At 67.0% G+C, this 23,230-nt stretch carries 26 protein-coding genes; 15 read left to right on the top strand and 11 right to left on the bottom strand.

The genetic code is table 11. The features are described from left to right. Positions 1-11 precede the first annotated feature (11 nt). On the top strand, positions 12-923 hold the full coding sequence (locus N911_RS0101950; RefSeq protein WP_029893839.1) for an AEC family transporter: 912 nt from the start codon (positions 12-14) through the stop codon (positions 921-923). 320 nt (positions 924-1,243) lie between these two features. On the opposite strand, the gene arfB is transcribed toward N911_RS0101950, so the two are convergent. From arfB to N911_RS0101935, 3 genes are read right to left on the bottom strand one after another with little or no spacing between them, the layout of a single operon-like run. Next, entirely contained in the window at positions 1,244-1,678 is a 435-nt protein-coding gene (gene arfB / locus N911_RS0101945) for an alternative ribosome rescue aminoacyl-tRNA hydrolase ArfB (RefSeq protein ID WP_029893837.1), read from the bottom strand. Further along, positions 1,675-3,060 carry an MATE family efflux transporter gene (locus tag N911_RS0101940; protein ID WP_029893835.1) on the bottom strand — a complete coding sequence of 462 codons (1,386 nt, stop codon included), beginning with the start codon at positions 3,058-3,060 and terminating at the stop codon, positions 1,675-1,677. Before N911_RS0101940 ends, arfB begins: the two co-directional genes overlap by 4 nt. A 36-nt stretch (positions 3,061-3,096) precedes the next feature. Beyond that, positions 3,097-3,351 carry a hypothetical protein gene (locus N911_RS0101935; RefSeq protein ID WP_029893833.1) on the bottom strand — a complete coding sequence of 85 codons (255 nt, stop codon included), beginning with the start codon at positions 3,349-3,351 and terminating at the stop codon, positions 3,097-3,099. 46 nt (positions 3,352-3,397) lie between these two features. On the opposite strand from N911_RS0101935, the gene recQ reads away from it, so the two are divergent. Further along, positions 3,398-5,758 (top strand): DNA helicase RecQ, encoded by a 2,361-nt coding sequence (gene recQ, locus N911_RS0101930; protein WP_051693831.1) that lies wholly within the window; start codon positions 3,398-3,400, stop codon positions 5,756-5,758. Here the strand turns inward: recQ and N911_RS16500 are convergent. Both N911_RS16500 and N911_RS0101920 read right to left on the bottom strand, forming a co-directional pair. Then, positions 5,748-6,260 (bottom strand): hypothetical protein, encoded by a 513-nt coding sequence (locus N911_RS16500; protein WP_029893830.1) that lies wholly within the window; start codon positions 6,258-6,260, stop codon positions 5,748-5,750. The genes recQ and N911_RS16500 overlap by 11 nt on opposite strands. 2 nt (positions 6,261-6,262) lie before the next feature. Then, entirely contained in the window at positions 6,263-6,481 is a 219-nt protein-coding gene (locus tag N911_RS0101920; RefSeq protein ID WP_138774315.1) for a hypothetical protein, read from the bottom strand. A gap of 147 nt (positions 6,482-6,628) precedes the next feature. Here N911_RS0101920 and N911_RS0101915 point away from each other — a divergent pair, with 147 nt between their 5' ends. Genes N911_RS0101915 through N911_RS0101905 form a run of 3 tightly spaced genes read left to right on the top strand, consistent with a single transcriptional unit; the run spans position 6,629 to position 8,238 of the window. Further along, entirely contained in the window at positions 6,629-7,222 is a 594-nt protein-coding gene (locus N911_RS0101915; RefSeq protein WP_138774314.1) for an EF-hand domain-containing protein, read from the top strand. 21 nt (positions 7,223-7,243) lie between these two features. Then, positions 7,244-7,783, top strand: a complete 540-nt coding sequence (locus N911_RS0101910) for a hypothetical protein (RefSeq protein WP_029893824.1) — start codon at positions 7,244-7,246, stop codon at positions 7,781-7,783. After that, positions 7,780-8,238 carry a hypothetical protein gene (locus tag N911_RS0101905; RefSeq protein WP_029893822.1) on the top strand — a complete coding sequence of 153 codons (459 nt, stop codon included), beginning with the start codon at positions 7,780-7,782 and terminating at the stop codon, positions 8,236-8,238. Before N911_RS0101910 ends, N911_RS0101905 begins: the two co-directional genes overlap by 4 nt. 1 nt (position 8,239) lies before the next feature. On the opposite strand, the gene N911_RS0101900 is transcribed toward N911_RS0101905, so the two are convergent. From N911_RS0101900 to N911_RS0101895, 3 genes are all read right to left on the bottom strand, one after another. Next, positions 8,240-8,725, bottom strand: a complete 486-nt coding sequence (locus N911_RS0101900) for a MamS/MamX family magnetosome protein (RefSeq protein ID WP_029893820.1) — start codon at positions 8,723-8,725, stop codon at positions 8,240-8,242. 268 nt (positions 8,726-8,993) lie between these two features. Then, complete coding sequence (locus N911_RS18580) at positions 8,994-9,161, bottom strand: hypothetical protein (protein ID WP_202593854.1); 168 nt, start codon at positions 9,159-9,161, stop codon at positions 8,994-8,996. A gap of 77 nt (positions 9,162-9,238) precedes the next feature. Further along, the gene (locus N911_RS0101895; protein WP_051694281.1) at positions 9,239-9,913 is read right to left on the bottom strand and encodes an XRE family transcriptional regulator; all 675 of its coding nucleotides are present in this window, start codon (positions 9,911-9,913) and stop codon (positions 9,239-9,241) included. A gap of 63 nt (positions 9,914-9,976) precedes the next feature. Between N911_RS0101895 and N911_RS0101890 the strand changes: the two genes are divergently transcribed. The 6 genes from N911_RS0101890 (at position 9,977) to porB (ending at position 14,243) form a co-directional block, all read left to right on the top strand. Further along, positions 9,977-10,339: a hypothetical protein gene (locus N911_RS0101890; RefSeq protein WP_138774313.1), complete on the top strand. Its 363-nt coding sequence runs from the start codon at positions 9,977-9,979 to the stop codon at positions 10,337-10,339. 68 nt (positions 10,340-10,407) lie between these two features. Continuing rightward, positions 10,408-10,851, top strand: a complete 444-nt coding sequence (locus tag N911_RS0101885) for an acyl-CoA thioesterase (RefSeq protein ID WP_029893814.1) — start codon at positions 10,408-10,410, stop codon at positions 10,849-10,851. A gap of 40 nt (positions 10,852-10,891) precedes the next feature. Then, entirely contained in the window at positions 10,892-11,680 is a 789-nt protein-coding gene (locus N911_RS0101880) for an amidohydrolase family protein (RefSeq protein ID WP_029893812.1), read from the top strand. A 142-nt stretch (positions 11,681-11,822) separates the two neighbouring features. Then, on the top strand, positions 11,823-12,116 hold the full coding sequence (locus N911_RS0101875) for a 4Fe-4S binding protein (protein WP_029893810.1): 294 nt from the start codon (positions 11,823-11,825) through the stop codon (positions 12,114-12,116). Then, positions 12,116-13,288, top strand: a complete 1,173-nt coding sequence (gene porA / locus N911_RS0101870; protein ID WP_029893808.1) for a pyruvate ferredoxin oxidoreductase — start codon at positions 12,116-12,118, stop codon at positions 13,286-13,288. The genes N911_RS0101875 and porA overlap by 1 nt, the downstream gene beginning before the upstream one ends. Continuing rightward, entirely contained in the window at positions 13,281-14,243 is a 963-nt protein-coding gene (porB, locus tag N911_RS0101865) for a pyruvate synthase subunit PorB (protein ID WP_051693829.1), read from the top strand. The genes porA and porB overlap by 8 nt, the downstream gene beginning before the upstream one ends. A 50-nt stretch (positions 14,244-14,293) precedes the next feature. On the opposite strand, the gene tsaA is transcribed toward porB, so the two are convergent. After that, positions 14,294-14,776, bottom strand: a complete 483-nt coding sequence (tsaA, locus tag N911_RS0101860; protein ID WP_029893805.1) for a tRNA (N6-threonylcarbamoyladenosine(37)-N6)-methyltransferase TrmO — start codon at positions 14,774-14,776, stop codon at positions 14,294-14,296. Between the two features lie 35 nt (positions 14,777-14,811). Between tsaA and N911_RS0101855 the strand changes: the two genes are divergently transcribed. Next, positions 14,812-15,636: a sugar phosphate nucleotidyltransferase gene (locus N911_RS0101855; RefSeq protein WP_029893803.1), complete on the top strand. Its 825-nt coding sequence runs from the start codon at positions 14,812-14,814 to the stop codon at positions 15,634-15,636. Between the two features lie 178 nt (positions 15,637-15,814). Here N911_RS0101855 and N911_RS0101850 read toward each other — a convergent pair whose 3' ends face one another. Together N911_RS0101850 and N911_RS0101845 are read right to left on the bottom strand one after the other, a co-directional pair. Next, positions 15,815-17,011 (bottom strand): HD-GYP domain-containing protein, encoded by a 1,197-nt coding sequence (locus tag N911_RS0101850; protein ID WP_035104223.1) that lies wholly within the window; start codon positions 17,009-17,011, stop codon positions 15,815-15,817. A gap of 143 nt (positions 17,012-17,154) precedes the next feature. Next, positions 17,155-17,646, bottom strand: coding sequence for a hypothetical protein (locus N911_RS0101845; protein WP_029893801.1), 492 nt, complete (start codon positions 17,644-17,646; stop codon positions 17,155-17,157). A gap of 173 nt (positions 17,647-17,819) precedes the next feature. On the opposite strand from N911_RS0101845, the gene N911_RS0101840 reads away from it, so the two are divergent. Genes N911_RS0101840 through mltG form a run of 3 tightly spaced genes read left to right on the top strand, consistent with a single transcriptional unit; the run spans position 17,820 to position 22,832 of the window. Next, positions 17,820-21,392: an FAD-binding and (Fe-S)-binding domain-containing protein gene (locus N911_RS0101840; protein WP_029893800.1), complete on the top strand. Its 3,573-nt coding sequence runs from the start codon at positions 17,820-17,822 to the stop codon at positions 21,390-21,392. A gap of 4 nt (positions 21,393-21,396) precedes the next feature. After that, positions 21,397-21,816 carry a Holliday junction resolvase RuvX gene (gene ruvX / locus N911_RS0101835; RefSeq protein ID WP_029893795.1) on the top strand — a complete coding sequence of 140 codons (420 nt, stop codon included), beginning with the start codon at positions 21,397-21,399 and terminating at the stop codon, positions 21,814-21,816. Next, a complete protein-coding gene (gene mltG / locus N911_RS0101830) occupies positions 21,813-22,832 on the top strand; it encodes an endolytic transglycosylase MltG (protein WP_029893793.1) in 1,020 nt (339 codons plus the stop codon). The genes ruvX and mltG overlap by 4 nt, the downstream gene beginning before the upstream one ends. The last annotated feature ends 398 nt before the right edge of the window (positions 22,833-23,230 follow it).

The following is a 23,230-nucleotide window of genomic DNA, read 5'->3' as shown; positions in this document are numbered from 1 at the left end:
GCTGGACGGCCATGGACAACATCCTGCTGGTGGCCGTCTGCCTGGCGGCCGGGGCCCTCTTCCGCGCCCTGCGCGTGCTGCCCGACTCCGCTCCCAAGGTGCTGACCGCCCTGGTCCTCAACCTGGCCCTGCCTGCGGTGGCCGTGCGCTATGCCCACCAACTCCCCCTGCGGGCGGACCTGCTCTTCGCCGGCCTCATGCCCTGGCTCACCTTCTTCCTCGGCCTGCCCCTGCTGTGGCTGGGCTGCCGCGCCCTGAACCTGGACCGGACCACCTACGCCAGCCTGGCCCTGACCTGCGCCATGGGCAACACCGGCTTCGTGGGCCTGCCCATGATCGAGGCCTTCTACGGCCAGGAGTGGATGTGGGTGGGAGTGCTCTGCGACCAGACCGGCACCTTCCTGGTGCTCAGCCTGCCCGGCCTTTTCCTGGCCACCTGGTTTGCGGGCAAGAGGCCCAGCCTGGCCGCGTCCCTCAAGCGCATCGCCACCTTTCCGCCCTTCTGGGGGATGTTGCTGGGGCTGGCCACACGTCCCCTGGCCTACCCGGACTGGTTCGCCGGGTTGCTGGAGGGTCTCAGCCACACGCTGACCCCGCTGGCCATGCTGGCCGTGGGCTGCTCCCTGCGACCGGTCTTTCCCGCCTCGGCGCGGCGCGCGCTGTGCCTGGGGCTGACCTACAAGCTACTACTGGCCCCGGTCATGATGCTGGGGCTGTACGTGGGGCTCTTGGACCTCTCGGGCGATGCGGTGCGGGTGACGCTGTTCGAGGCGGCCATGCCGCCCATCGTGCTGGGCTCGGTACTGGCCATGGAATACGACCTGGAAGCCGACCTGCCGCCCGTTTTGCTGGGGGCGGGCATTCCGCTGTCGCTGGCCACGCTGCCGGTATGGTGGTGGGTGCTGGAACGTGTGGTTCCATAAACGCGCGAAAACGAGAGAATTCGCCCTGAGGCGCTGTACCGGTTATCCGGCCCCTTTCCGTGCCTCCCAGGCCGGGAATCCGGGGGGAGGCTGAAAGTTCACGCGCATCTTGGCGAATTCTTTCCGGCGCTCATTCGCCGCGTATGGGCCTGGTGATTAACGGTGGCTACCCTCCGTTTCGTGTCCAAGCCAGCCTGCCCAAGGCCGTCTCAGGCATTGACTCCTTTTTACGATTCGCGGCCAGGGCTGTAAAGCGAAAACCTGGATTTTCCTCCAAATCGCCGCCTCATGGGCGCTTTCAGACCTTTTTGGAATGGCATTCAGGAGTCCCTGTCCACCTTGCCGCGCAGGGCCTTTTTTCTCCCCCGCTGCTTCTTGGCCTCCAAACGGCGCTTTTTGGCCGCCTTGCTAGGCTTGGTGGGCTTGCGCCGCTTGGCTCGCGCCAAGCCGAACCGCAGCAATTCTTCCAGCCGCTCCAATGCCAGTTCCCGGTTGCGGTGCTGCGACCGAAAATCCGAGGCCGTGACCAGCAGCTCCCCCTTGGCGGTCATCCTGGAGGCCAGCTTTTCCCGCAGCCGCTCGCGCTGCTGTTCGGTGAGGTACGGCGAGGAGGCCACGTCCAGCCGGGCCGTGACCGAAGTGTCCGAGGTGTTGACGTGCTGCCCGCCCGGTCCGCCGGAGCGGGAAAAGGACAACTCCACCTCGTCCGCCGGGATGACCACACCCGGATGCGGACGCAACGTGCCGCCGCTCATGATTCGCCTCCCCTGCGCCGGATCTCGTGGGCAAGGATGCGCCGGGCGATGAGCATGGTGCCACCGGCGGAGAACCAGACGATGCCGAAAATGCCCCACCAAATGCCCGCAAGCCCCACGTCGAAGACCTCGGTGGCCAGCCAGAAAACGGCCACAGGAGCGGCCACCTGCCTGAACAGCCCGATCCAGATGGCGAAGAAGGGCCGTTTGGCGCCCTGCAGGGCGGCCACGTGCACGAAAAGAATGACGTAACCGTACAGGGCGAAGGCGGCGATGCGCAGGTAGGACACGCCCGCCTCCACCACGGCCGGGTCGTCGGCGAAAAGGCGCATGGCCGGTTCCGCGATGGTGAAGACCACCACCGTGCCCCCGGCCATGATCCAGAAGCCGTAGCGCAGGCACAGTCCAAGCGCCTCGTGCACCCGCTCGAACCGACGGCCCCCCATGTTCTGGGCAACGATGGCCAGGGCGGCCACGTTGAGCCCGATGGTGGGCAGCAGCACGATCTGTTCCACCCGGGTGGCGATGCCGTAGGCGGCCACCGGCTCCTGGCCGTACTTGGCCACGAAATAGATTATGACGAAGATGCCCAGGCCAATGGTCATGAAGTTGAGCACCGATGGGAAGCCCTGGCGCGAGATGTCCGCGAAGGCCCGCCGCCTGGGCATGAGGTTGCCGCGCCAATGGCCGCGCGTCAGCCCGGTGGCCGCCAGCCTGCGCCACAGGTAGACGCAGCCCATGACTTCCACCGCCAGGGTGGCCAGGGCGATGCCGCGCACGCCCATGGCGGGCAGCCCCAGCCCGCCGAAGATGAACCACGGGTCCAGGGCGGCGTTGAGCAGGCAGGCCAGGACCAGGAAGTTGCGTAAGGCGCGGGTGTCGCCCTGGGCCTGCAGCGCGGCGTTGAGCATGTTGACCCAGATGAAAAGCGGCGCGCCCAGGAAAATGGTGTCCATGTACTCCAGGCAGATGGCCAGATAGTTCCCCTGCGCGCCCAGCGCCCGGAAAAGGAAAGGGGATGCCGCCGGGCCGACGAACATCAGCGCCAGCCCCACCAGCCCGCCGAAGACCACCCCCTGCGCGGCGAACATGGCCGCCTCCCCCTCGTCTTCCTCGCCCAGGGCGGTGCCGATGAGGGCCGTGGCTCCGGTGGACAGGCCGGTTGCCAGGGAGGTGATGATAAAGAACAGGGGAAAGGAGAGGGACAGGGCGGCCAGGGCGTCGGTGGACAGCCTTCCGGCGAAGAAGGTGTCCACCACGTTGATCATGGTGTGGAAGAAAAAGCCCACGGAGACGGGCACGGCCACCCGGCGGATAAGTCCGGGGACGGGGTCGCGGGTCAAATCGCCCCGGTTGCGCGCGGCTGCGGGTTTTTCGCTCATGGATATTCTTCGCTGCGGGGGTTCGGGCCGGCGGATTCAGCGGCGGCGCCGTTTGCGGCGCATGACCAGCCCCAGCAGAGCGGCCGCGCCGCCCACCAGGGCCAGGGTGTGGCCGTGGGCGCGGAACCAGACCAGCCAGGGCAGTGCCGGATGGTCGGAGAGGCCGAGGTCCAGGGCGGGCTCGGCCAGCACGGCGCGCAGTTCCCCGCCCAGGGCGCGGGTGGCAAGCCACTCCCCGCCCAGGCCCAGGGCCACGCAGCCCAGTCCCAGCGCCACAAGGTGTCCTCGCATGCTTTACCTCCGCCCCCGGCTTGCGTAGCTTGCCCTGCCAGCACCCATGAGGCAAGCCACACCCCGCGAAATACTCAAGACCGTCTTCGGGTTCGACGCCTTCCGCCCCGGCCAGGAGGAGATCATCTCCCACATCATGGACGGGGGCGACGCCCTGGCGCTCATGCCCACTGGCGGCGGCAAGTCGGTCTGCTACCAGATACCGGCCCTGCTCAGGCCCGGCCCGGCCGTGGTGGTCTCGCCGCTCATCGCCCTGATGCAGGACCAGGTGGCCGGGCTGCTACAGGCGGGCGTGCGCGCGGCCACCCTCAATTCCTCCCTGGCCGCCGAGGCCCAGCGGGCGGTGTTCGACGGCCTGCGCGCCGGGAAGCTGGACGTACTCTACCTGGCCCCGGAGCGGCTCATGCAGCCGAGGTTCCTGGATTTCCTGGCCGGGCTCTCGCCCAGCCTGCTGGCCATCGACGAAGCCCACTGCGTCTCCCAGTGGGGGCATGACTTCCGCCCCGAATACCGCCAGCTGGCCGTGCTGGCCGAACGTTTCCCCGGCGTGCCCCGGCTGGCCCTGACCGCCACGGCCGACGCCATCACCCGCGACGACATCCTGCGCCAGCTGGACATGGAATCGGCGCGGGTCTTCGCCCAGGGCTTCGACCGCCCCAACATCCGCTACACCGTGGTGCCCAAGGACCATCCCGGCCGCCAGCTGCTGGACTTCATCCGGCGCGAGCACCCCGGCGAATCAGGCATCGTCTACCGCATGACCCGCAAGGGCGTGGAGGCCACCGCCGCCCAGTTGAACAAGAACGGCGTGCGCGCCCTGGCCTACCACGCCGGGCTGTCCTCCGAGGAACGGCGGCTGGCGCAGGAGGCCTTCATGCGCGAGGAGGGCCTGGTCATGGTGGCCACGGTGGCCTTCGGCATGGGCGTGGACAAGCCGGACGTGCGCTTCGTGGCCCACCTGGAACCGCCCAAGTCCCTGGAGGCCTACCACCAGGAAACCGGCCGCGCCGGGCGCGACGGCCTGCCCGCCGACGCCTGGATGACCTACGGACTGCAAGACGTGGTGGCCCTGCGCAAGAACCTGGGCGTGGGCGAGGGGGACGAGCCGCATAAAAAGGTGGAGCGGCTCAAGCTGCTAGCGCTTCTGGGCTTTTGCGAGACCGCAGGATGCCGCCGTTGCGCCCTGCTGGAATATTTCGGGGAACCACCGGATGCGGGCTGCGGCAACTGCGACACCTGCCTGCAGCCGGTGGACGCCTGGGACGGCACCGTGGCCGCCCAGAAGGCCCTGTCCGCCATCTACCGCACCGGGGAGCAGTTCGGCTCCCGCCATCTCATCGACGTGCTGCTGGGCCGCGACACCCCGGCCATGGCCAAGTGGGGGCACGACCAGCTGCCCACCTTCGGAGTGGGAACGGAGCTGGACCAGGACGGCTGGCGGTCGGTCTTTAGGCAGCTCACCGCCCTTGGCGGCCTGGATTTCGAGATCATCGGCCACGGCCGCCACGTGCTGCGGCTGAACGCGGAAAGCTGGGTCGTGCTGCGCGGCGAAAAGGAGGTGCGGCTGCGCCGCGACGCCAAGCCCCCCCGCCGCAAGACCACCCGCACCCGTCGACCGCGCGCCCTGGACGACCTAACCGACGAGCGCCAAGTGGAGCTGTTCGAGCGTTTGCGCGGGCTGCGCAAGGAACTGGCCGAGCGCGCCGGGGTGCCGCCCTACGTCATCTTCCACGACCGCACCCTCATGGACATGGTTCTGCGCCAGCCCACCAGCCTGACCGAGCTGGGCGAGATAGGCGGCGTGGGCAAGGGCAGGCTGGACAAGCACGGCCGGGCCTTTCTGGACGAACTGCTTGACCACTACCGCGCCCACGGGGTGGACCCGGACCAGGAGCGCCAGGACGAACCCGCCCGCCCCAAGTCCAAACTCGGCGCGGTGGAGCGCACACTGGATGTCTTCGGACAGTGCGGCGACCTCATCGAGACCTCGCGGCGGCGCGGTCTCAAGCCATCAACGGCCTGGAAACATCTTTCGCGGGCGGTGGAGCGCGGGGAGCTTGGGGAATCGGAACTGCCTGACAAACCGGGTGGATACGCGCGCGGGCCATCCGGGGGAACGGCCGAGACCAGCCTGCACCTGTTCCGGGAATGCGGCGACGCCCGCGAGGTGGCGGACAAACGGGGCATGGCCGAGAACACCATCTGGAACCATCTGGCCAAGGCCGCGGAAAGCGGACGGCTCTCCCCGGACGAGGTGGGGCTCTCCCCGGAGGACGTGGAGCGCATCCGGGAGGCGTCCGAAGCCATCGCCCGGGACGAACCCAAACCGCTTACCTGGCTGCGCGACGAATTGAGCGGAACCTACGACTTCGGACCGTTGCGGGTGGCTCTGGCGTTCAAGGGGTAGCGTCCCCTTCCGGAGTCTCCCCCTTCCCGACGGGCTCCTCCTCGCCGGACCCGGCGGCCGGAGCGTCGGACAGCTTCGGGGGGCTCCCGCCCTGCTGCTCCTGCTGCATGGCCAGCCGGGCGGTGTGGTGGTCGATGTAGTTCATTTCCAGGCAGGCTTCCACCGGGTCCTTGCCGCTCTTCTCGGCCAGCTTCTTGGCCTGGATGTATTGGTTGAGGCTGATTGCCCGGCTCCTGAGCAGCCAATCCACGCCCTCTTCCTTGCCTTCAAGCTGTTCCCTGGCGGCCAGCCGCTCGAACATGCGCAGCGACTCCCGCGAATCCCGCAACCGCTCGTTGATCTTCTCCAGGGTGCGGCGCTTGCGCTCCAGCATCAGCTCCAACTCCGCCTCGCGTCTGCGGATGACGCGCATACGCTTGCGGTGCCACTGGAAGATGTAGCGGTTGACGTACAGCGCCATCACCAGGATGACCAAGCAGATTATGAGGAAACCGACGCCCATGGCTAGAAATCTATCTCCCTCTTGATAGACTCGATCCTGTCCTCGGTGGTCTTGAGGTCGATTTTCTTATCCTGGATTTCCCGGCTCAAGGCCTCAAGGCGTTGCTGGGTCTTCTCTTCCTTCTCCTCCAGGTCGGCGGAGCGGTTCTTGATCTCGTTGTCGAACTGGGAATAGCGCGCGAGAACATACAGGGCCAGTATCAGGCCCATGACGATCGTCATCAGAAAGAAACCGAGTGTGCTCATTGCGTCGCGCTTTCGGGGGACTATGCGGGAAGCGATGCGGAACGTGGTGGTTTCTATCACCTCCCCCGCGCGACCACAACCACAGGTTGACTCTCCAGGGCAAAGCGGCTACGGCTCACCACCGTGCATACACCAAATTCCCGCTCCCCGCGCCCGCTCGGCATCGCCCTGTTCTGCCTCCTCTGTCTGCTTTCGCAGCCAACCGCCGCCGAGGAGGACGGGCCAGCGTGCATCGGCGTGGCCAATCTGACCCACGAGCGGATTGAAATGGCCTCCAAGACGGGCAGCCTGCTGCGTGGCGGAATCGCCCCCCGCAGCCTGGACTCCGTGTGCTGCCCCGCCGCATCGTCGCTGTGCTTCGACCTCACCGGCGGGGTGGCCAAGGTCAAGTTCACCCGGCCGGACCCCAACGGTCTGGACGAGTTCTCCGGCACAGGTTGCCGCAAACCCCGCATCAAGCCGGGCGAAACCATCGAGGTGGACTACGCCCGAGACGGCCGGCACATCGTCTGCCGCTCCGTGGACCCCGCCAAGCACGCCCCCGAACTGGCCGAGCTGGACACGGACGGCGACGGCTCCGTGACCCACGAGGAGGCCGCCAAGCGGCGCATCAGCCTCCAGGAGCTGCAACTCCTGGACGACAACGCCAACGGCCGTCTGGACCCCTGGGAATATGAACGCGACAGGCCCAACCTCTTCAAAGGGTATTCCTTCTAACCGCTTTCCCTTGGACATTCCGTGAGCAAAATACACATAACCGACCTCGACCCCGAACCGGAGTTCGACCTCTTCTACTTCCTTTCCATATGCGGTGAGGAACGCATGGAATCAGGCGTTTTGGAGAAGATGGAAGAGTTGTGGAACAAGTGGGTTCCCCTGCTCAAGGCGTACAAGCTTTCCCCCGATGTCGGGCCCCGCGCCAAGGGACATCTGCTCCTGCATCTGGACAAGCAGGTGGAGGATGACGTGGAAGCGGTCTGGCAGGACTCCCCTGCCGACGGCCTCTTCGCCCACAACCTGGCCATCGCCCTGGTTATGTCCGCCGCCGCCGACATGGTGCCGGAGCTCGACGCGGGCGGCTGCGCCCCGGTTGTTCGGCCAAGCAAGGATCTGCAGCGCGCCTTCAAGCGGCTCGGCCTGGTCTGGAACGAGGAAGGCACGGTCAACCGGCAGTACGCCGTATTCACCCCCCTGCCCTACGCCGGAGGCTGCCCCATCTGCCACCTCAAGGACTCCTGCCTCAAGAGCACCACCCGGAATCAGGGAGCCAAAGCATGAGCCGCGAGGCCGGACTGCGCGAACACATCCGCACCGTGCTCATGAACCGGCTGGACAATGAGGAGGACCGCCGCCAGGAGGCGGTGCGGGACTATCTGGCCGTGAGCGTGCCCGGCCTGGAGACCCAGGCAGCTGAAAACCTGGCGGCCATGGTGCCCGAGACCCTGCCCGACCTGTACGAGAAATGGGTGGGCATGTTCTGCGACCGCCTCTTCGAGACGGTGCCCATGGAGCAGGTCGAGGAACTGTGCAAGGGCGACAGGGAGAACACCGCCGCCCTTACGCTGGTCTACATCATGTACCTGGAGTCGGCCACCATGGAGAAGCAGATGGCCGAGGATCTTGCCGCCTATGGCCTGGAACACGCCCGGGACGAGGACGGCGGCTCGGCCGCGGCCACCTACATCCGCGCCCGCATGGCCGAGCTGGGCCGCGAGGCCAAGAAGAACTCCTGAACTAGTCCTCCAGCTCCTCCTTGACCAACTCCGCCTCGCTCAGCCCCCAGTAGGGCCGCCCCGTCTCCGAGGAGCGCATTTTCACCTCGAAAAGCTCCTTGAGCCGGATCTTGGCGGCCATGAACACCCGCCTGCCGTCGATCTCGGCGAACGCCCCCTTGACCTTGATGCGGTCGCCCGGCTTGAAGCCCACGGGCACGAAATCCAGGAAGCCCTTGGGGCCGAGGTGGATGGTGATCCGCTCCCCCTCCCGTGTGTCCATGACGACGCCCAGGCCGGTGGTCATGCCGTCCAGGGGCTTGACGTCGAAGAATTCCACCAGCTCGCCCTTGAGGCTCTCGTACCTCTCCGGGTCGTAGTACCGGTTGTAGCGGCTGCCCTCTTCCCATCCACGGATGGAAACCTGGCCCTGCGCCGCGGCCAAACCGGCCAGGAGCAAAACGAGGAAGAAGGCGAGGGCCGATGTCAGCGAGAGCGTGCGGGTCATGGAGTTCTCCTTTTCGGACGCGCGACCGCGTTTTCCTCCCTTCTACCCACCCACGGGCTTTCCGGCAAGGTCGGGAGCGCCTTTCAGCCGCTCCCCCGCCTCCGAGTTCGGCCGTACCCGGCGGAGAATCCTTCCTGCCCGATCCTTTTCAGACAACCACGCCAGCGACCCGACCATGCGCGGACACCTTGCGAAGGTCCTCCGCGCAGAGCGGTTTTTCCACCCTGCCCTTCCAACAGGGTCGGTACGCTTCGGGCGCGCGCCCGTCCTAGTTCAGGGCGTCGATGTGCAGCATGGAGCCGCACGAGGGGCAGACATGGAGCGTACGGCCGGAGTGCAGGCTCACGGACCAAAACACCGGGCGTACCCCCCGGTTTCCGTTGAGACGGTACTGAACCCAGATGTCCCGGCCGCAGGTGCAGCGACGACGTTGCATGGCGTCCCTCCAATGTTCTTTGCTGGCAACTTTCTGTTTATACATGTTAACAGACCCGCCAAAAAAATTTCGCCCGTTCAGCGGTACTCCCGGCCGAGCCAGACAACCTTGCCGATGATCCGCGCCTGCATGGCTTCGTCGCCGCGCAGCACCACCGGGGCGTAGTCAGGGTTGTCCGAGTGCAGCACCACCGCGCCGGGGCGCTTTTCCACACGCTTGAGCATGACCGTGTCCTCCAGGCCCACGGCGTATATGCCCCCGGCCAGCACGCGCTGCTGGCTCTGATCCACCAAGGCGGTATCCCCCTCGCGGACCTCCGGCTCCATGGAATTGCCGAATACGTCCATGAGCACCATGGAGGCGGGATCGCCCTTGCGGTTCAGCCACTCCCGGCGGAAGGCGTGGTATCCCTCCACACAGCCCTCCACCTCGAAAGAGCCGCCGCCCGCGCACAGCCTGGCCTGGACCTTGGGCACCGCGGCGAAATCCTCCCCCGCCAGGCGACCGCCCTCCACGCCGCCCTCAAGCCAGTCCGGGTCCACGCCAAGACGCTTGGCCAGCTTCCAGACCCAGCCTTCGGGCACCACCCCGCGCCGCTTGGCCTGGGTGACGGCCGAGCGGTTGACCCCGAGCATACCGGCCAGCTCCTGCTGGGAACCGATCAACCCCTTGTGGGTCAGACGCTGATAAAATTCATCGAAATCGCTCACGACAACTCCCTGTTCACCTTTGTTAACAAAGCCTCGATTCATGGACAAGCTTTTTTTCACCAATAATCATTGTTGCCATCCCGCGCCACTCTGTACCTTTTTCCCATGTCGGACAGCGACCATACCCACTCCCCCGACTCCCGAGCACCGGAGGAACTCAACGCCGACCTGCTTGTCTCGGCGCTGGTCATCGGCGAACTGCGACGCAACCAGGCCTGCACCCTGCGGGTGGTCGCCGGGGTGGCCTGTCTGCTGGGACTCTACGTGGCCACCGGTTTCGACTTCGTCCTCACCGGCAGGCTGGCTGTCATCGCTTGCCTGCCCCTGGCCGTATTCTGCGTTCTGCTCACCCTGCGCACCAACGCGAAACTGCGCACCGCCAGGCGCGACCTGGACGCCAAGTCGCAACGCCTTCGCGAGATGGGCGTCAGCCTGCCCCCGCTGCGCGACCTGCGCCCCCGCCGCTGATCCGCTTCCAGGCCGGGGATGCATTTCCCGCCTGTTTGCGGTATGTCTCCCTCCCTTTGGAGGATCACATGCCCCAAACCGATCCACTGCGTCACAAAGATGAGTTTCCGACGCCCGACGCCTTTTTCCGGCTGCACGTATCCTACGGCGAGACAGACAAGGCCGGGGTGGCCTACTACGGCGAATACCTGCACTGGTTCGAGCGCGCCCGCTCCCAGCTCATCCGCGAGCGCGGCATGAGCTACTCCGAAGTGGAGGAGCGCGGCATCCTGCTTCCGGTTCGCCAAGCCAACCTGCGCTACCTGCGCCCCGCCCGCTATGACGATCCCGTGGCCGTGCGCTGCGCCATCTGCGAGTGGGGGCGCGCCCGCGTCACCTTCGCCTACCAGATCTGGGGGCCGCCGGAGGAATCCACCCTGCTGGCCGTTGGCGAAACCGAACACTCTGCCGTGGGCCCGGACTGGAAGCCCACCGCCGTGCCCGGCTGGCTGCGGGAGTTGTTCACCAGCTAACCGCCCTTCCCCGGATCATCCGGTAAAGGATTTGCGCGACGTGCTCCTGGACGTCCATACCCACGCCTTTCACCCCAAGATCGCCCACAAGGTCCTGGCCCAGCTCAACGGCCATTACGGCATCGAGCCCATGGGCGACGGCACCCCGGACGATCTGCTGACCCGGCTGCGGGCGGCAGGCCTGGACGGGGCCGTGGTTCACACCGCGGCCACCGACCCCTCCCAGGTGATTCCCGCCAACGCCTGGTCCCGCGAGCTGTCCGCCGCCCACCCGGAATTGATCTGCTTCGGAGCCATGCACCCGGACTTCCCCGACCCGGCCACCGAGTTCGACCGCCTGGCCGAGGCAGGCGTGCGCGGCCTGAAATTCCATGCCGACTTCCAGGGGTTCCGCCTGGACGACCCCCGGCTGTACCGGCTTTTGGAGCTGGCCGGGGACCGCTTCGTGGTCATGTTCCACGTGGGCGACACACTCCCTCCCGGGGAGAACCCATCCTGCCCCTACACCATGCGCGACCTGGTCCGCGCCTTTCCGGACACACCCATGATCGCCGCCCACCTCGGCGGCTACCTGCACTGGCCGCATGCCGCCGAGGTGCTGGCCGGGGAGAGGGTCTACCTGGACACCTCCTCCAGCCTGGACTTCATCGAAGACGCCGTGCTGCGCGACATCTTCCGCCGCCATCCGCGCGAGCGCATCCTCTTCGGCAGCGACTATCCCCTTTTCGACCCGGCCCGCGAGGCGGACAAGCTCTGCCGCCGCCTGGGCCTCTCCAGCGCCGGACTGGAGGAAATGCAGGCCGCCGCCTCCGCCCTGCTGGCGGCCTGATTCCCGGCCGCATCCGTTCAACCGGCCAGCCCGGCCGTTTACCGAAGAGCTTTGCCGCATCCGCAGCCTTCTGCTATTCTGCGAGTCCGTGGATGTCTCCGGCCCGCCCCTCGCGCGCGCCGGCCCAAGCAAGGAGGATGACATGTCGGACAAGGCTCTTACCGCCTGGCGGGACCTGGCCCTGGGCGCGGCCATCACCAGGCCGGGCAGCGCGGCCGATCTGAAGACCGGGGACTGGAAAACGCTGCGGCCCAAGGTGGACGAGGAAAAATGCATCAAGTGCGCCTTGTGCGGGGTGTACTGCCCCGAATTCTGCATCTCCGAGAACGAGGAGGGCTACTGGCACTCCGATCCCTTCTACTGCAAGGGGTGCGGCATCTGCGCCAACGAGTGCCCCAAGGACGCCATCACCATGGTGCTTGAGGAGGACGACTAATGGGCAAGCGCATCGGCACCGAAGTCTCCCTTGGTGTGGCCGAGGCGGCCAGGCTGGCCAACGTGGACGTGGTCTCCGCCTATCCCATCACCCCGCAGACCCATATTGTCGAGGAACTCTCCGAGTACGTGGCCAACGGCCATCTGGACGCCGAGTTCATCCCGGTGGAGTCCGAGCACTCGGCCATGAGCGCCGCCGTGGGCGCGGGCGCGGCCGGGGCCAGGGTGTACACGGCCACTGCCGCGCAGGGACTGGCCCTGATGCACGAGATCCTCTTCATCGCCTCCTCCATGCGGTTGCCCATGGTCATGACCGTGGCCAACCGCGCCCTTTCCGGCCCCATCTCCATCTGGAACGACCATTCCGACATCATGGCCGAAAAGGACATCGGCTGGGTGCAACTTTTCGTGGAAAACGGGCAGGAGGCGCTGGACCTGACCCTGGCGGCCTTCGCCATCGGCGAGGACCACCGCGTGCTGCTGCCGGTGGCCGTGAACATGGACGGCTTCATCCTCTCCCACATGATCGAGCCCATGGTGGTGCCGGACCAGGAGGAGGCGGACGCCTTCCTGCCGGCCTACGAGCCCGCCATGCGGCTGGACCCCAAGAACCCCGTGACCATGGGGCCGGTGGGCATGCCCGAGGTCTACACCGAGGCCAAGGTGCAATGCGAGCAGGCCCTGCTCGGCTCCAAGCCGGTGGTCAAGGAAGTGCTGGACCGCTTCGCAGATCAGTTCGGCCGACGCTACGAGCTGGTGGAGAAAAACGGCAAGGAGAACGCCAAAGCCCTCTTCCTGACCATGGGCGCGCTGGGCGAGACCTGCATGACCGCCGTGGACGGCCTCATCAAGGACGGCGAGGACGTGGGGCAGGTGCGGCTGCGGCTGTGGCGGCCCTTCCCCGAGGAGGAGTTCCTCGAGGCCTGCCGGGGCGCGGAACGCATCATCGTCATCGACCGCGCCCTCTCCCCAGGCTGCATCAACGGCCCCTTGGCCGTGGACATCAAAAGCCTCTTCTACGGCCGCGACGACGCACCGGAGATCGTCAACGTCATCGCCGGGCTGGGCGGTCGCGACGTGACCACCGAGGACTTCCGCGAAATATACGCCCGGGCGTCCGGCGGCGAGCTGGACGGCGGCTACACCGTCTGGGGGGTCAAGAGTTATGCATAAAGAAATTCAGTTCCCCGGCTTCAAGAAGATCACCGCCAAGAACATGCCCTGGGACAAGGTGGTGGCCTCCGGTCACCGCGCCTGCCAGGGCTGCGGCGAGATACTGGCCATGGGCATGGTCATGAAGGCCGTGGGCCGCGACGCCATCGTGGCCAACGCCACCGGCTGCATGGAGATCGTCACCTCCCCCTACCCCCAGTCCGCCTGGGAGTGCCCTTGGATCCACGTGGCCTTCGAGAACACCGGGGCCGTGGCCTCGGGCATTGAGGCCGGGCTCAAGGCCCTGCACCGCAAGGGCCGCGTCCAGGGGGAGATGCCCTCGGTCATCGCCTTCGGCGGCGACGGGGCCACGGCGGACATCGGGTTGCAGTCGCTTTCCGGCGCGCTGGAGCGCGGGCACAACTTCGTCTACGTCTGCCTGGATAACGAGGCCTACATGAACACCGGCATCCAGCGCTCCTCCTCAACGCCGTGGGGCGCGTCCACCACCACCTCCCCGGCGGGCAGCAAGTCCAAGGGGCAGCGCACCTTCAAGAAGAACATGCCGGCCATCGCCGCGGCGCACGACATCCCGTACGTGGCCACGGCCTCGCCCGCCTTCCACCTGGACCTCATGAACAAGGTGCGCAAGGCGGTCAGCGTGGAGGGCCCGGCCTACCTGCACATCTACTCGCCCTGCCCCACGGGCTGGCGCTGCAAGCCGGAACAGTCCATCGAGGTGGCCAAGCTGGCGGTCACCTCCAAGGTATTCCCCCTGTACGAGGTCATCGGCGGGGAGTGGCACCTGAAAAAGACGGCCAAGCCCAAGCCGGTGGAGGAATACCTCAAGACCCAGCGCCGCTTCCGCCACCTGACCCCGGACGACATCGCGATCATCCAGGAGCACGTGGACTGGGAGTACGCCCGGCTGGAACGGCTGGCGGCCATGACCGACAGCGTGGAGGACGAGGAATAGCCTCCCGCGCGGCGTCGCCAAGGGCGGTCCCGGCCGGGGCCGCCCTTTTTTCAGGCGAATCGGCCGTCGGAGCGGGCGGACTCTTCGCCCTCGCGCGCCTCGAGCCAACCGGAGCGCACCTCGCCGTGGGGCGCGTCGAAGCGGGGAACATACGGCTTGATGTCCAGCACCGGCGTGCCGTCCAGCACGTCCACGTCCAGCAGATGCGCCACGCCGCCCTCCACCCGCTCCAGCCGCAGCACGGAGATGCCGATGGGGTTGGGCCGGGTTGGCGCGCGGGTAGCGAACAGCCCTTTGGGCTCCCCGTCCAGAAAAGGCGTCACCTCCGGGCTGTACGGCCCGGCGCGGTGGAAGTGGTACAGGAGGTAGACGTGGGAAAAGCCGTCCAGATCGGCCAGGGCCGGGGCGTATCTCGGGTCCAGCTCCACCCGGCCGCGCTCGCCGCGCGCCCCGGCGGGCTGGATGGGCATGCCCTCGGGCTGGGCGTGGGGCGAGCGCAGCACGCCGATGGGATGGTAGGTGATGGCGTCCATGGCCGCACTTTCCTCCCGGCGCGGGAGCGGGTCAAGTGGGCCGCGCGCTGATCGTCCCGGCCGCGGGCTTCGGCACCCGCATGGCCTCCCTCACCGGCGGCCGCGCCAAGGAGCTCCTGGAAATCGGCGGCCGCCCGGCCATACTCTGGGCCATGGAGGAAGGCGCGGCCCTGGGGGCGGAGCTGGCCGTGGTGGTCGTCCGCCCCGGCAAAGAGGGCATCGCCCGGCTGCTGACCGACCTTGACGCCTACCGCGACGCCTTTCCCGGCTCCGTGGAGCGCATGGTCCGGCTGCGCGACATCCTCCCCCTGTATTTCGTGAACCAGCCCGCCCCGCGCGGCGAGGCGGACGCGATGTTGTGGGCGGCGGAAGCCTGCCCAGGCCTCCCCCTGGCGGTGCACTACCCGGACAACGTCGCCCCGCGCGGCGGCGCGCTGGCGGCCCTGGCCGAAGGCGCGGCCCCGGAGGAGCACGTGGTGGGACTGATGGATCCGGAGGGCGTGCCGGGCGTGGGCGACTCCGGCCGGGTGGACCTGGCGCGGAGCGAGGACGAATCGCGGCGCATCACCCGCTTCCTGCCCAAGGGCAGGGGCCACTTCACCCCGCGCTTCCCCGGCGAGTTGCGCACCTGCGGCATCCATCTGGCCGGGCCGGACTACCCCGCATATCTGGACGAAGCCGTGCGCCGCCACCCCGAGGGCGAAGTCACCGACTCCATGGTCCGCCGCCTGATGCTGGCGGCGGGAGTGACCTTCCGCGCCAGGCGCCTGCCAGGCCCGGTGTACGACGTGGGCACGCCGGAGGGGTACGCGGCCTGCCGGGCGGTGTATGCGCAATACAGGCGCGGAAAAGAAGGATAAGAGGGGCGCGCGCGAGAAGAGCGCGTTGAGAAGGGGTTGCCGATGCGACCGCGAGGGGCTATTCTCGCTTTTGCCCGGGCAGGGGTGGAAGCGCTCTCCGTATCCCCCTGTCCGGGGGCCCTCTGGGACGCTCCAGGCTCGGCCCAGTTCACGCCGGAATTCCCCGGCGTTTTTTTCGCTATCCGCTGCCCAGCAGCCGCATGACGTCGATCTTGTAGTCCCTCGGGTCAAGGGACTCGGCGATTTCCAGGCGTTGGGGCTCGGGGCCCCTGGCGCGTTCGGCCAGGTCCACGACCTCGGCGCGGCGTTGCCGCATCTTGTCGTCGAAAACGATCTTCACCGAGGGGCGCAGGGGCTGCTGGGCGTTGGTCTCGCAGACCACGCCGTAGTGGCCGTTGGACAAGCGTACGAAGCTGCCCACGGGGTAGATGCCCATGGACTTGATGAAATGCTCCACGTACGCGCCCTGGAACTGCTTGTCGCGCTGCTGGTACATGACGCGGAAGGTCTCGGACGGGGTGCGCGCCCGGGCGTATGGGCGCTCGGAGGTCATGGCGTCGTAGGCGTCCACCACGCCCACGATGCGGGCGGCCGGGTGGATATCCTCGCCCCGCAGGCCGGTTGGGTAGCCCTGGCCGTCGTACCGTTCGTGGTGCTGCAGCACCACGGACAGCACCCTGGCGTCGGATTTGCGCTGCCGTTTGAGCAGGTTGTAGCCTTCCAGGGCGTGATCGTAGGCGCGCCGCAACTCCTCGCCGTACAGCCGCCCGGGCTTGGAGAGCAGGTTCTCCGGCAGGCGGGCCTTGCCCACGTCGTGCAGCAGCGCGCCCACGCCCAGGCGGCGCAGGTCCTCGCCGTCCATGCCCAGGTGCATGCCGAAAACCAGGGCCAGAATGCTGCAGTTGACCGCGTGATGGTATTCATATTCCAGTGTGGAGCGCAGCCTGGTCAAGGAGACGGCCGCGGACTCGTTGCGCCGCACGCTGTCGCCCAGGTCGTCCACCACGGCCTCGGCCGCGGCCTGGTCGATGATGCCGTCGCGCCGGGCGGACTCCATGATCTGCCTCGCGTAGCGCAGCCCCTCGGTGTACACCTTGGAAGCCACGGGAATCTCGTCGGCGAAGGGAACCTTCGGCGGCACCTGGACGAAGGGCAGGGCATCCCCGCCCTTGTCCCGCACGGCGTCGTCCAGGGCGAGGCCCTTCTCGGTGTCGATCTCCACCTCCACCACGCCGCGCCGCCGCAGGGATTCGATCTGCTCAATAGTGGTTATGGGCATGCGCGGGCTGGACACGGGCTCGTCCCACGTGCCCGCGCCGAAGCGTTCCACGAACATGCCGATTTTCAGCTCGTCGAGCTTGATCCTGCGAATCATCGGTACGCCTTCAAGATGGAGGACAGGTTTTTGGAGTTAGTTACCCGCTCGGCGGGGAGTTGGCAAGGAGGCCGCAACGGGAGTGGATTCGGAAGCACACGGAAAAATTGCGAATACGCTGAAAGCCGGACGTCGCGGCCGCTTCAGGCCGTGTCCACGGCCCCCTCGAAGGCCCAGCGACCCAGCGGGGTTTTGCCCTCGAAGAAGGCGTCCACCTTCTCCCGCTCCTCTTCGGCTATCTTGAGGTCGGAAACGGTCATTTCCACATCGCCGCCGCCGTGGATGGCCAAGCCGCGCTCGATGAAGTCCGCCAGCACGAAGGCCGCCCTTATCTCCATGCCCTCGGGCCTGGCGGGCCAGACCACCCGCATCCGCAGCACGTGCTCGCGGTCCTCGCCACGGCTGAGCAGGTTGCCGGTGCGCACCAGGGAGTTCAGGGCGCGCTTGGGAAAGACACCGGCCCACTTGGCCAGGGAGGAGGTGAACAACGGTTCCACGGCAAGGTAGTAGTTCGGGTCCAGCTTGCAGGCCACGGACTTGCCCGGTTCGTTGAGGATGCCTTCGGCCCGGGCGTACTGGTTGGCCAGCCCCCGCTGCAGTCGTTCGAGAACCTGTCCGTAATCGGTGAGCGGCATGGTCTGCTCCCATAGGCTGGGGTTCACACCCCTATACGCCCGGCGGGCCGCTTCTGACAAGGCTTCGGCCCCGGCCTTGCCATTCAGCGGACAAAGCCTTACCGTCTTACCCTTGCCGGACGAGGACCACGGTCCGTCGCCCACCATCCTCACCAAACCATTGCGTTTACATCATGCCCCAAAAAGGCCCTCACATTTCCATTTCCTATGATCGGCTCGCCCCTCGAGTGCTTGGAATCCCCAAAGCCGAGCTGGACACCTGGCCGGAAGGCGTCCGCGGCCTGGCCGCGCAGGTGGCCGGCGAACTGTTCCTGGTGCGCTACAACCCCTTCATCGACCCCGAGATGGTGCGCACCTCGGTGCGCGAGCGCATGAGCAAGATCCTGCCCTCCCTCTCCAACGACTACGCCGACGCCCTGCACAAGGCCGTGGCCGGTTTCTGGCGCGACTTCGACCAGGACCAGGAGTTCAAGGACCAGGTGCTGGAACGCCTGCGCAAGCTGCTGCCGCCGGAAGCCATTGTCTCCTCGCGCGGCTCGCTCATCGAGACGGCCACCGACGCAACCGATTTGCGCATGGAACTGCCCATGGTCCTGCTCACTCCGGATTCCCCGGAGCAGGTGCGCGACATTGTCCGCCTGGCGGACGAGATGGGCTTCCACATCATTCCCCGGGGCGGCGGCACGGGGCTGACCGGCGGGGCCATTCCCGCCCTGACCCGCACGGCCATCGTCTCCCTCTCCAAGCTCAAGCGCATCGAGGACATCGACGAGGAAAACCGCATCATCTGCGCCGAGGCCGGGGTCATCACCCTCACGGCCATCAAGGCCGCGGAGGAGCACGGCCTGCTCTTCACCGTGGACCCTGCCTCCAAGGCGGGATCGTCCATCGGCGGCAACATCTCAGAGAACTCCGGCGGCCCCTTCGCCTTCGAGTACGGCGTCACCCTGGACAACATCGCCTCCTACCGCATGGTCACGCCCAAAGGCGAACTCATCGAGGTCAAACGGCGGGACCACCCGCGCCGAAAGATCCTGGAGGGCGACGAGGCCTCTTTCGACGTGTACGGGGAGAACGGCGAGTACTCCCACACCGTGACCCTCTCCGGTGCGGACATCCGGGGCACCGCCCTGGGCAAGGACGTCTCCAACAAGTTCCTGGGCGGCCTGCCCGGCGTGCAGAAGGAGGGCGTGGACGGCATCATCGTGGAGGGCTGCTTCACCCTGCATCCCCGCCCCGAGCTGTCCCGCACCCTGTGCCTGGAATTCTTCGGCCGCTCCATGCACAACGCCATGCTGGTCATCAAGGACATCGTGGCCCTGCGCGACCGCATCCGCGAAGAAGGGGACCTGGTCAAGATCTCCGCCCTGGAGGAGTTCGGCTCCAAGTACGTCCAGGCCATCAGCTACGAGAAGAAGTCGGAGAAGTACGAGGGCGAACCCATCTCCGTGCTGCTCATCCAGCTGGACTCGGACGACGAGGCCGCCCTGGACGAGGCCGCGGGCACCATCATGGACATCGCCCACGCCTTCGAGAACGTGGACGTCTTCGCCGCCACCAGCCGCAAGGAGGCGGAGCACTTCTGGGAGGACCGGCACAAGCTGTCGGCCATCGCCCGCCGCACCTCCGGGTTCAAGATCAACGAGGACATCGTCATCCCCCTGGAGGTCATCCCCGAGTTCTCCGACTTCCTGGAGGGGCTGAACCTGCACTACATGGCCGTGGCCTATCGCCGCGCCCTGAAGCAGGCCACCGACCTGCCCGGCGTGGACCCCGGCGACGAGTACGTGGACCAGGAGTTCGACTTCGTTAAGAACATCTTCCGGGGCAAGACCACCATCTGCGACCTCTCCGACCAGGAGCTGGAAGTCCAGGCCAACTACTTCTTCCGCCACCTGGCCACCATCTACCCGGGCGAGGCGGACGAGCTGGAGTCCATCCGCAAGAAGATGGGCGAAACCCGCGTCATGGCCGCCAACCACATGCACGCGGGCGACGGCAACTGCCACGTCAACTTCCCGGCCAACTCCAACGACCCGGACATGCTGGCCCTGGTGCACGAGGCCGTGGGCAAGGTCTTCGGCAAGGTCATGGAGCTGGGCGGCGCGGTCTCCGGCGAGCACGGCATCGGCATCACCAAGATCGGCTTCCTGGAGGAAGGCAAGCTGGACGCGCTCAGGCGCTACAAGGCCAAGGTGGACCCGCGCGGGGTCATCAACCCCGGCAAGCTCACCCGCCGCGAGTTGACCGTGGAGCCGTACACCTTCTCCTTCAACCGGCTCATTCAGGACCTGGGCACCACCGCCTTGCCGGACAAGGAGCGCCTGGCCCGCCTGCTGGAGGAAATCCAGACCTGCACCCGCTGCGGCAAGTGCAAGCAGGTCTGCGCCATGTACCACCCCCAGGCCGGGCTCATGTACCACCCGCGCAACAAGAACCTCAGCCTGGGTGCCATGGTGGAGGCGCTGTATTACGGCCTGCTGCAGACCGGCAAACCGGACCAGCGCCTGCTGAACGAGCTGCGCGACCTCATGGAGCACTGCACCGCCTGCGGCCGCTGCCTGGGGGTCTGCCCGGTGAAGATCGACTCCTCCAAGGTGGCCCTGCACATGCGGGCCTTCCTGGACGAAAAGCATTCCGGCGGCCACCCCATCAAGAAGCGCGTGCTGCACTTTTTGGCCTCCTCCCCGGACAAGCGGCTACCGGTCACGGCCAAGGCCCTGGCCCTGGGGCAAAAGCTTAACAACCTGGGCCTGGGGCTGGTGCCGCAGGCGTGGCGGCGTCGCATGGAGAATCCGGCCCTGTCCGGTCCCGGTCCGGAACTGGGCTTCGCCAACCTCTCGGAAAGCTTGAAGCTGTCCGAGGCCTTCATCCTGGCGCCGGAGGACGTGCAGAGCGGCCGCGACGTGCCCGAGACCGTGTTCTACTTCCCCGGCTGCGGCGCGGGGCTTTTCTACCGCGAGATCGGCATGGCCGCCTCCGCCCTGCTGCTGGCCGAGGGAGTCAGCGTCATCCTGCCGGACGTGCATCTGTGCTGCGGCTACCCCCTGCTCTCCCAGGGCCTGGAGGACGCCTACCTGAACAACTACGGGGCCAACGTGGCCAAGCTGCGCAAGCTGCTCTCCAAGGCGGAGCGCAAGGGCTTCCGCCCCCAGACCGTGCTGACCTCCTGCGGCACCTGCCGCGAGTCCCTGGACCGCTGGGGCGTGGCCACCACCTTCGGCCGGGGCGTGGAGCACAAGGACGTGGCCCAGTACCTGCTGGAGCGGTTGCCCGCGCCCATGAACGGCGGCGCCCCCATGCTCTACCACGCTGCCTGCCACGCCGAATGGACCGGACAGCACCCGGCCAAGGCCGGCGAAGTGTACCGCGACGCCCTGGCCGAGCACCTGGGCACGGACATCCGCCTCTCTCCCGGCTGCTGCGGCGAGTCCGGTCTGGGCGCCATGACATCGCCCAAGATCTACAACCGGTTGCGGAGCAAGAAGCAGGACCAGTTGAAGCTGGACCTGCCCAAAGTGCCCGCCGAGTCCCCCCTGCTGGTGGGCTGTCCCTCTTGCAAGGTGGGCATCAAGCGCTGCCTGCTGGGCATGGAGGGGACCGAAGGCGCGGCCGAGAGGCAGGTTCTGCACACCCTGGAGCACTTGGCCGAGGCCAGGCTGGGCCCGGACTGGAAGCGGGAGTTCGTCCGCCACCTGCGCGCCGCCAAACCGGAGGACGGCCTGCGACTGCTGGAGGTGGCCTAGGGCCATGCGCTGGCTGGGCATCGACTACGGCACCAGGAAGCTCGGCCTGGCCTTGAGCGACCCTGGAGGCTCCATGGCCTTCCCGCGCGGGGTGCTGGAGAAGCGGGACAACGAGCAGCTGTATGGCGACCTGCTGCGCCTTATCCGCGAGGAGGGCGTGGAAGGGCTGGTGGTGGGGCTGCCCCTGCGCCTAAACGGCCAGGAGAGCTTGACCACGCGCCAGGCCCGCAACTTCGGCAACCGGCTGGCCGCGCGCGCCGGGCTGGAGGTGCGTTTCGTGGACGAGCGGCTGACCACGGCCGAGGCGGAGAGCCTGCTGCGCGAGGCCGGAGCATCCGACCGCAAGGATGTCCGCGACGCCCAGGCCGCGGCCCTCATCCTGGAAAACCACTTGGCGGCGCAACGCGACGAGGCGGGGCAATGAGGCGGGCCGCTCCGGCGCTGCTGACCATGGCCGCGCTGCTCCTGGCGGGAGCCGGGTTGTTCGGCCTGCGACTGGGTCTCGATTTCCTGGCCACCCCGCCGGAATCCGCCCCCCGCGAGGTGGTGGTCACGGTGGAACCCGGCTCCACCTTCGCCCGGGTGGCGCATCAGCTGGCCAACGAGGGGTTGGTCTCCGACCCCGAGGCCTTTGTGCTTTTGGGACGGCTGACCGGCAACCTGCGCTCCCTCAAGGCGGGGGAGTTCCGGCTCGACGCCTCCTGGGGCCCCATGCGCACCCTCGACGCCCTGACCCGGGGCCAAGGGGTCCTCTACAAGCTTTCCGTGCCCGAGGGGCTGACCTGGCGAGAGACCGCCACCCTGGTTGAACAAGCCGGGTTGGGCTCGCGGAAGAGCTTCCGCATGGCGGTCCACGACTCCGAACTGCTGGCGGAACACGGCATCCCGGCGGATTCCGCCGAGGGCTACCTCTTTCCGGAAACCTACTTTTTGCCCAAGCCGCGCGAAGGGAACGCCTACCCAGCGGCGCGGGCCATGCTGGCGCAGTTCCACGAGGAGGCCGAATCGGTCTGGCCGCGGGGCCTCCCCTCGCCGGACAAGCTGCACCGGCTGGTCATCCTGGCCTCCCTGGTGGAGAAGGAAACGGCCGCGCCTTCCGAGCGCAAGCGCATCGCGGGGGTCTACGCCAACCGTCTGGAGCTGGGCATGCTGCTGCAGTGCGACCCCACGGTCATCTACGGCTTGGGCGACGAGTTCGACGGCAACCTCACCCGCGACCATCTGCGCGACCGGGACAACCCCTACAACACGTACCGCCACCGGGGCCTGCCCCCGGGCCCCATCTGCTCGCCTGGCCTTGCCGCCCTTGAGGCGGCGGCCGATCCCGAGGAACACGATTTCCTCTACTTCGTCTCCAAAAAGGACGGCACCCACCACTTCAGCCGCACCCTGTCCGAACACAACCGGGCGGTGCGCCGTTTTCAGCTCGGACGGCGGTAGAGTTCCTTGTCATCAATGGTTCCGGCGGGTTCCTGAATATCCGTTGCGGAGCGTGTGGCGTGGAGAGTTCCGTTCCAACTGCAGACAACACGGTGGTTTCGCGCGCTCCATCGCCCCGATTACGGCCGTTCCTCGTATCTTCCGGAATCCATGGCGACGTCCGCCGGCACTTGAAGCTGCGACGGACCGCCAAGCAACGGAAGGCAGGGCGTTCATCATCCCGGCGCAGCATTTCCCCTGGCATTTTTTCGGACAACAACGTTTAGTATCCGAAGCTATTCACGCCTTACTGCATCATATAATTCTGCATCGCGGAAAGATTCGGCACTTTCACTATGACACACCGCACCGCTGTGCAGTATGAATTGCAATATACCCACCACGAATCCATACCATCG

This window comes from Desulfohalovibrio reitneri (assembly GCF_000711295.1).
Lineage (GTDB): Bacteria > Desulfobacterota > Desulfovibrionia > Desulfovibrionales > Desulfovibrionaceae > Desulfohalovibrio > Desulfohalovibrio reitneri.
The sequence above is the reverse complement of the archived record's forward strand: the minus strand, read 5'-3'. Positions and strand labels throughout refer to the sequence as shown.

Excerpts from the sequence above, each read along its gene's own strand:
- N911_RS0101950 (WP_029893839.1), top strand. The coding sequence starts at position 12 with ATGGACAACATCCTGCTGGTGGCCGTCTGCCTGGCGGCCGGGGCCCTC.
- arfB (WP_029893837.1), bottom strand. The coding sequence starts at position 1,678 with ATGAGCGGCGGCACGTTGCGTCCGCATCCGGGTGTGGTCATCCCGGCG.
- N911_RS0101940 (WP_029893835.1), bottom strand. The coding sequence starts at position 3,060 with ATGAGCGAAAAACCCGCAGCCGCGCGCAACCGGGGCGATTTGACCCGC.
- N911_RS0101935 (WP_029893833.1), bottom strand. The coding sequence starts at position 3,351 with ATGCGAGGACACCTTGTGGCGCTGGGACTGGGCTGCGTGGCCCTGGGC.
- recQ (WP_051693831.1), top strand. The coding sequence starts at position 3,398 with ATGAGGCAAGCCACACCCCGCGAAATACTCAAGACCGTCTTCGGGTTC.
- N911_RS16500 (WP_029893830.1), bottom strand. The coding sequence starts at position 6,260 with ATGGGCGTCGGTTTCCTCATAATCTGCTTGGTCATCCTGGTGATGGCG.
- N911_RS0101920 (WP_138774315.1), bottom strand. The coding sequence starts at position 6,481 with ATGACGATCGTCATGGGCCTGATACTGGCCCTGTATGTTCTCGCGCGC.
- N911_RS0101905 (WP_029893822.1), top strand. The coding sequence starts at position 7,780 with ATGAGCCGCGAGGCCGGACTGCGCGAACACATCCGCACCGTGCTCATG.
- N911_RS0101900 (WP_029893820.1), bottom strand. The coding sequence starts at position 8,725 with ATGACCCGCACGCTCTCGCTGACATCGGCCCTCGCCTTCTTCCTCGTT.
- N911_RS18580 (WP_202593854.1), bottom strand. The coding sequence starts at position 9,161 with ATGCAACGTCGTCGCTGCACCTGCGGCCGGGACATCTGGGTTCAGTAC.
- N911_RS0101895 (WP_051694281.1), bottom strand. The coding sequence starts at position 9,913 with ATGAATCGAGGCTTTGTTAACAAAGGTGAACAGGGAGTTGTCGTGAGC.
- N911_RS0101890 (WP_138774313.1), top strand. The coding sequence starts at position 9,977 with ATGTCGGACAGCGACCATACCCACTCCCCCGACTCCCGAGCACCGGAG.
- N911_RS0101885 (WP_029893814.1), top strand. The coding sequence starts at position 10,408 with ATGCCCCAAACCGATCCACTGCGTCACAAAGATGAGTTTCCGACGCCC.
- N911_RS0101875 (WP_029893810.1), top strand. The coding sequence starts at position 11,823 with ATGTCGGACAAGGCTCTTACCGCCTGGCGGGACCTGGCCCTGGGCGCG.
- porA (WP_029893808.1), top strand. The coding sequence starts at position 12,116 with ATGGGCAAGCGCATCGGCACCGAAGTCTCCCTTGGTGTGGCCGAGGCG.
- porB (WP_051693829.1), top strand. The coding sequence starts at position 13,281 with ATGCATAAAGAAATTCAGTTCCCCGGCTTCAAGAAGATCACCGCCAAG.
- tsaA (WP_029893805.1), bottom strand. The coding sequence starts at position 14,776 with ATGGACGCCATCACCTACCATCCCATCGGCGTGCTGCGCTCGCCCCAC.
- N911_RS0101850 (WP_035104223.1), bottom strand. The coding sequence starts at position 17,011 with ATGATTCGCAGGATCAAGCTCGACGAGCTGAAAATCGGCATGTTCGTG.
- N911_RS0101845 (WP_029893801.1), bottom strand. The coding sequence starts at position 17,646 with ATGCCGCTCACCGATTACGGACAGGTTCTCGAACGACTGCAGCGGGGG.
- N911_RS0101840 (WP_029893800.1), top strand. The coding sequence starts at position 17,820 with ATGCCCCAAAAAGGCCCTCACATTTCCATTTCCTATGATCGGCTCGCC.
- ruvX (WP_029893795.1), top strand. The coding sequence starts at position 21,397 with ATGCGCTGGCTGGGCATCGACTACGGCACCAGGAAGCTCGGCCTGGCC.
- mltG (WP_029893793.1), top strand. The coding sequence starts at position 21,813 with ATGAGGCGGGCCGCTCCGGCGCTGCTGACCATGGCCGCGCTGCTCCTG.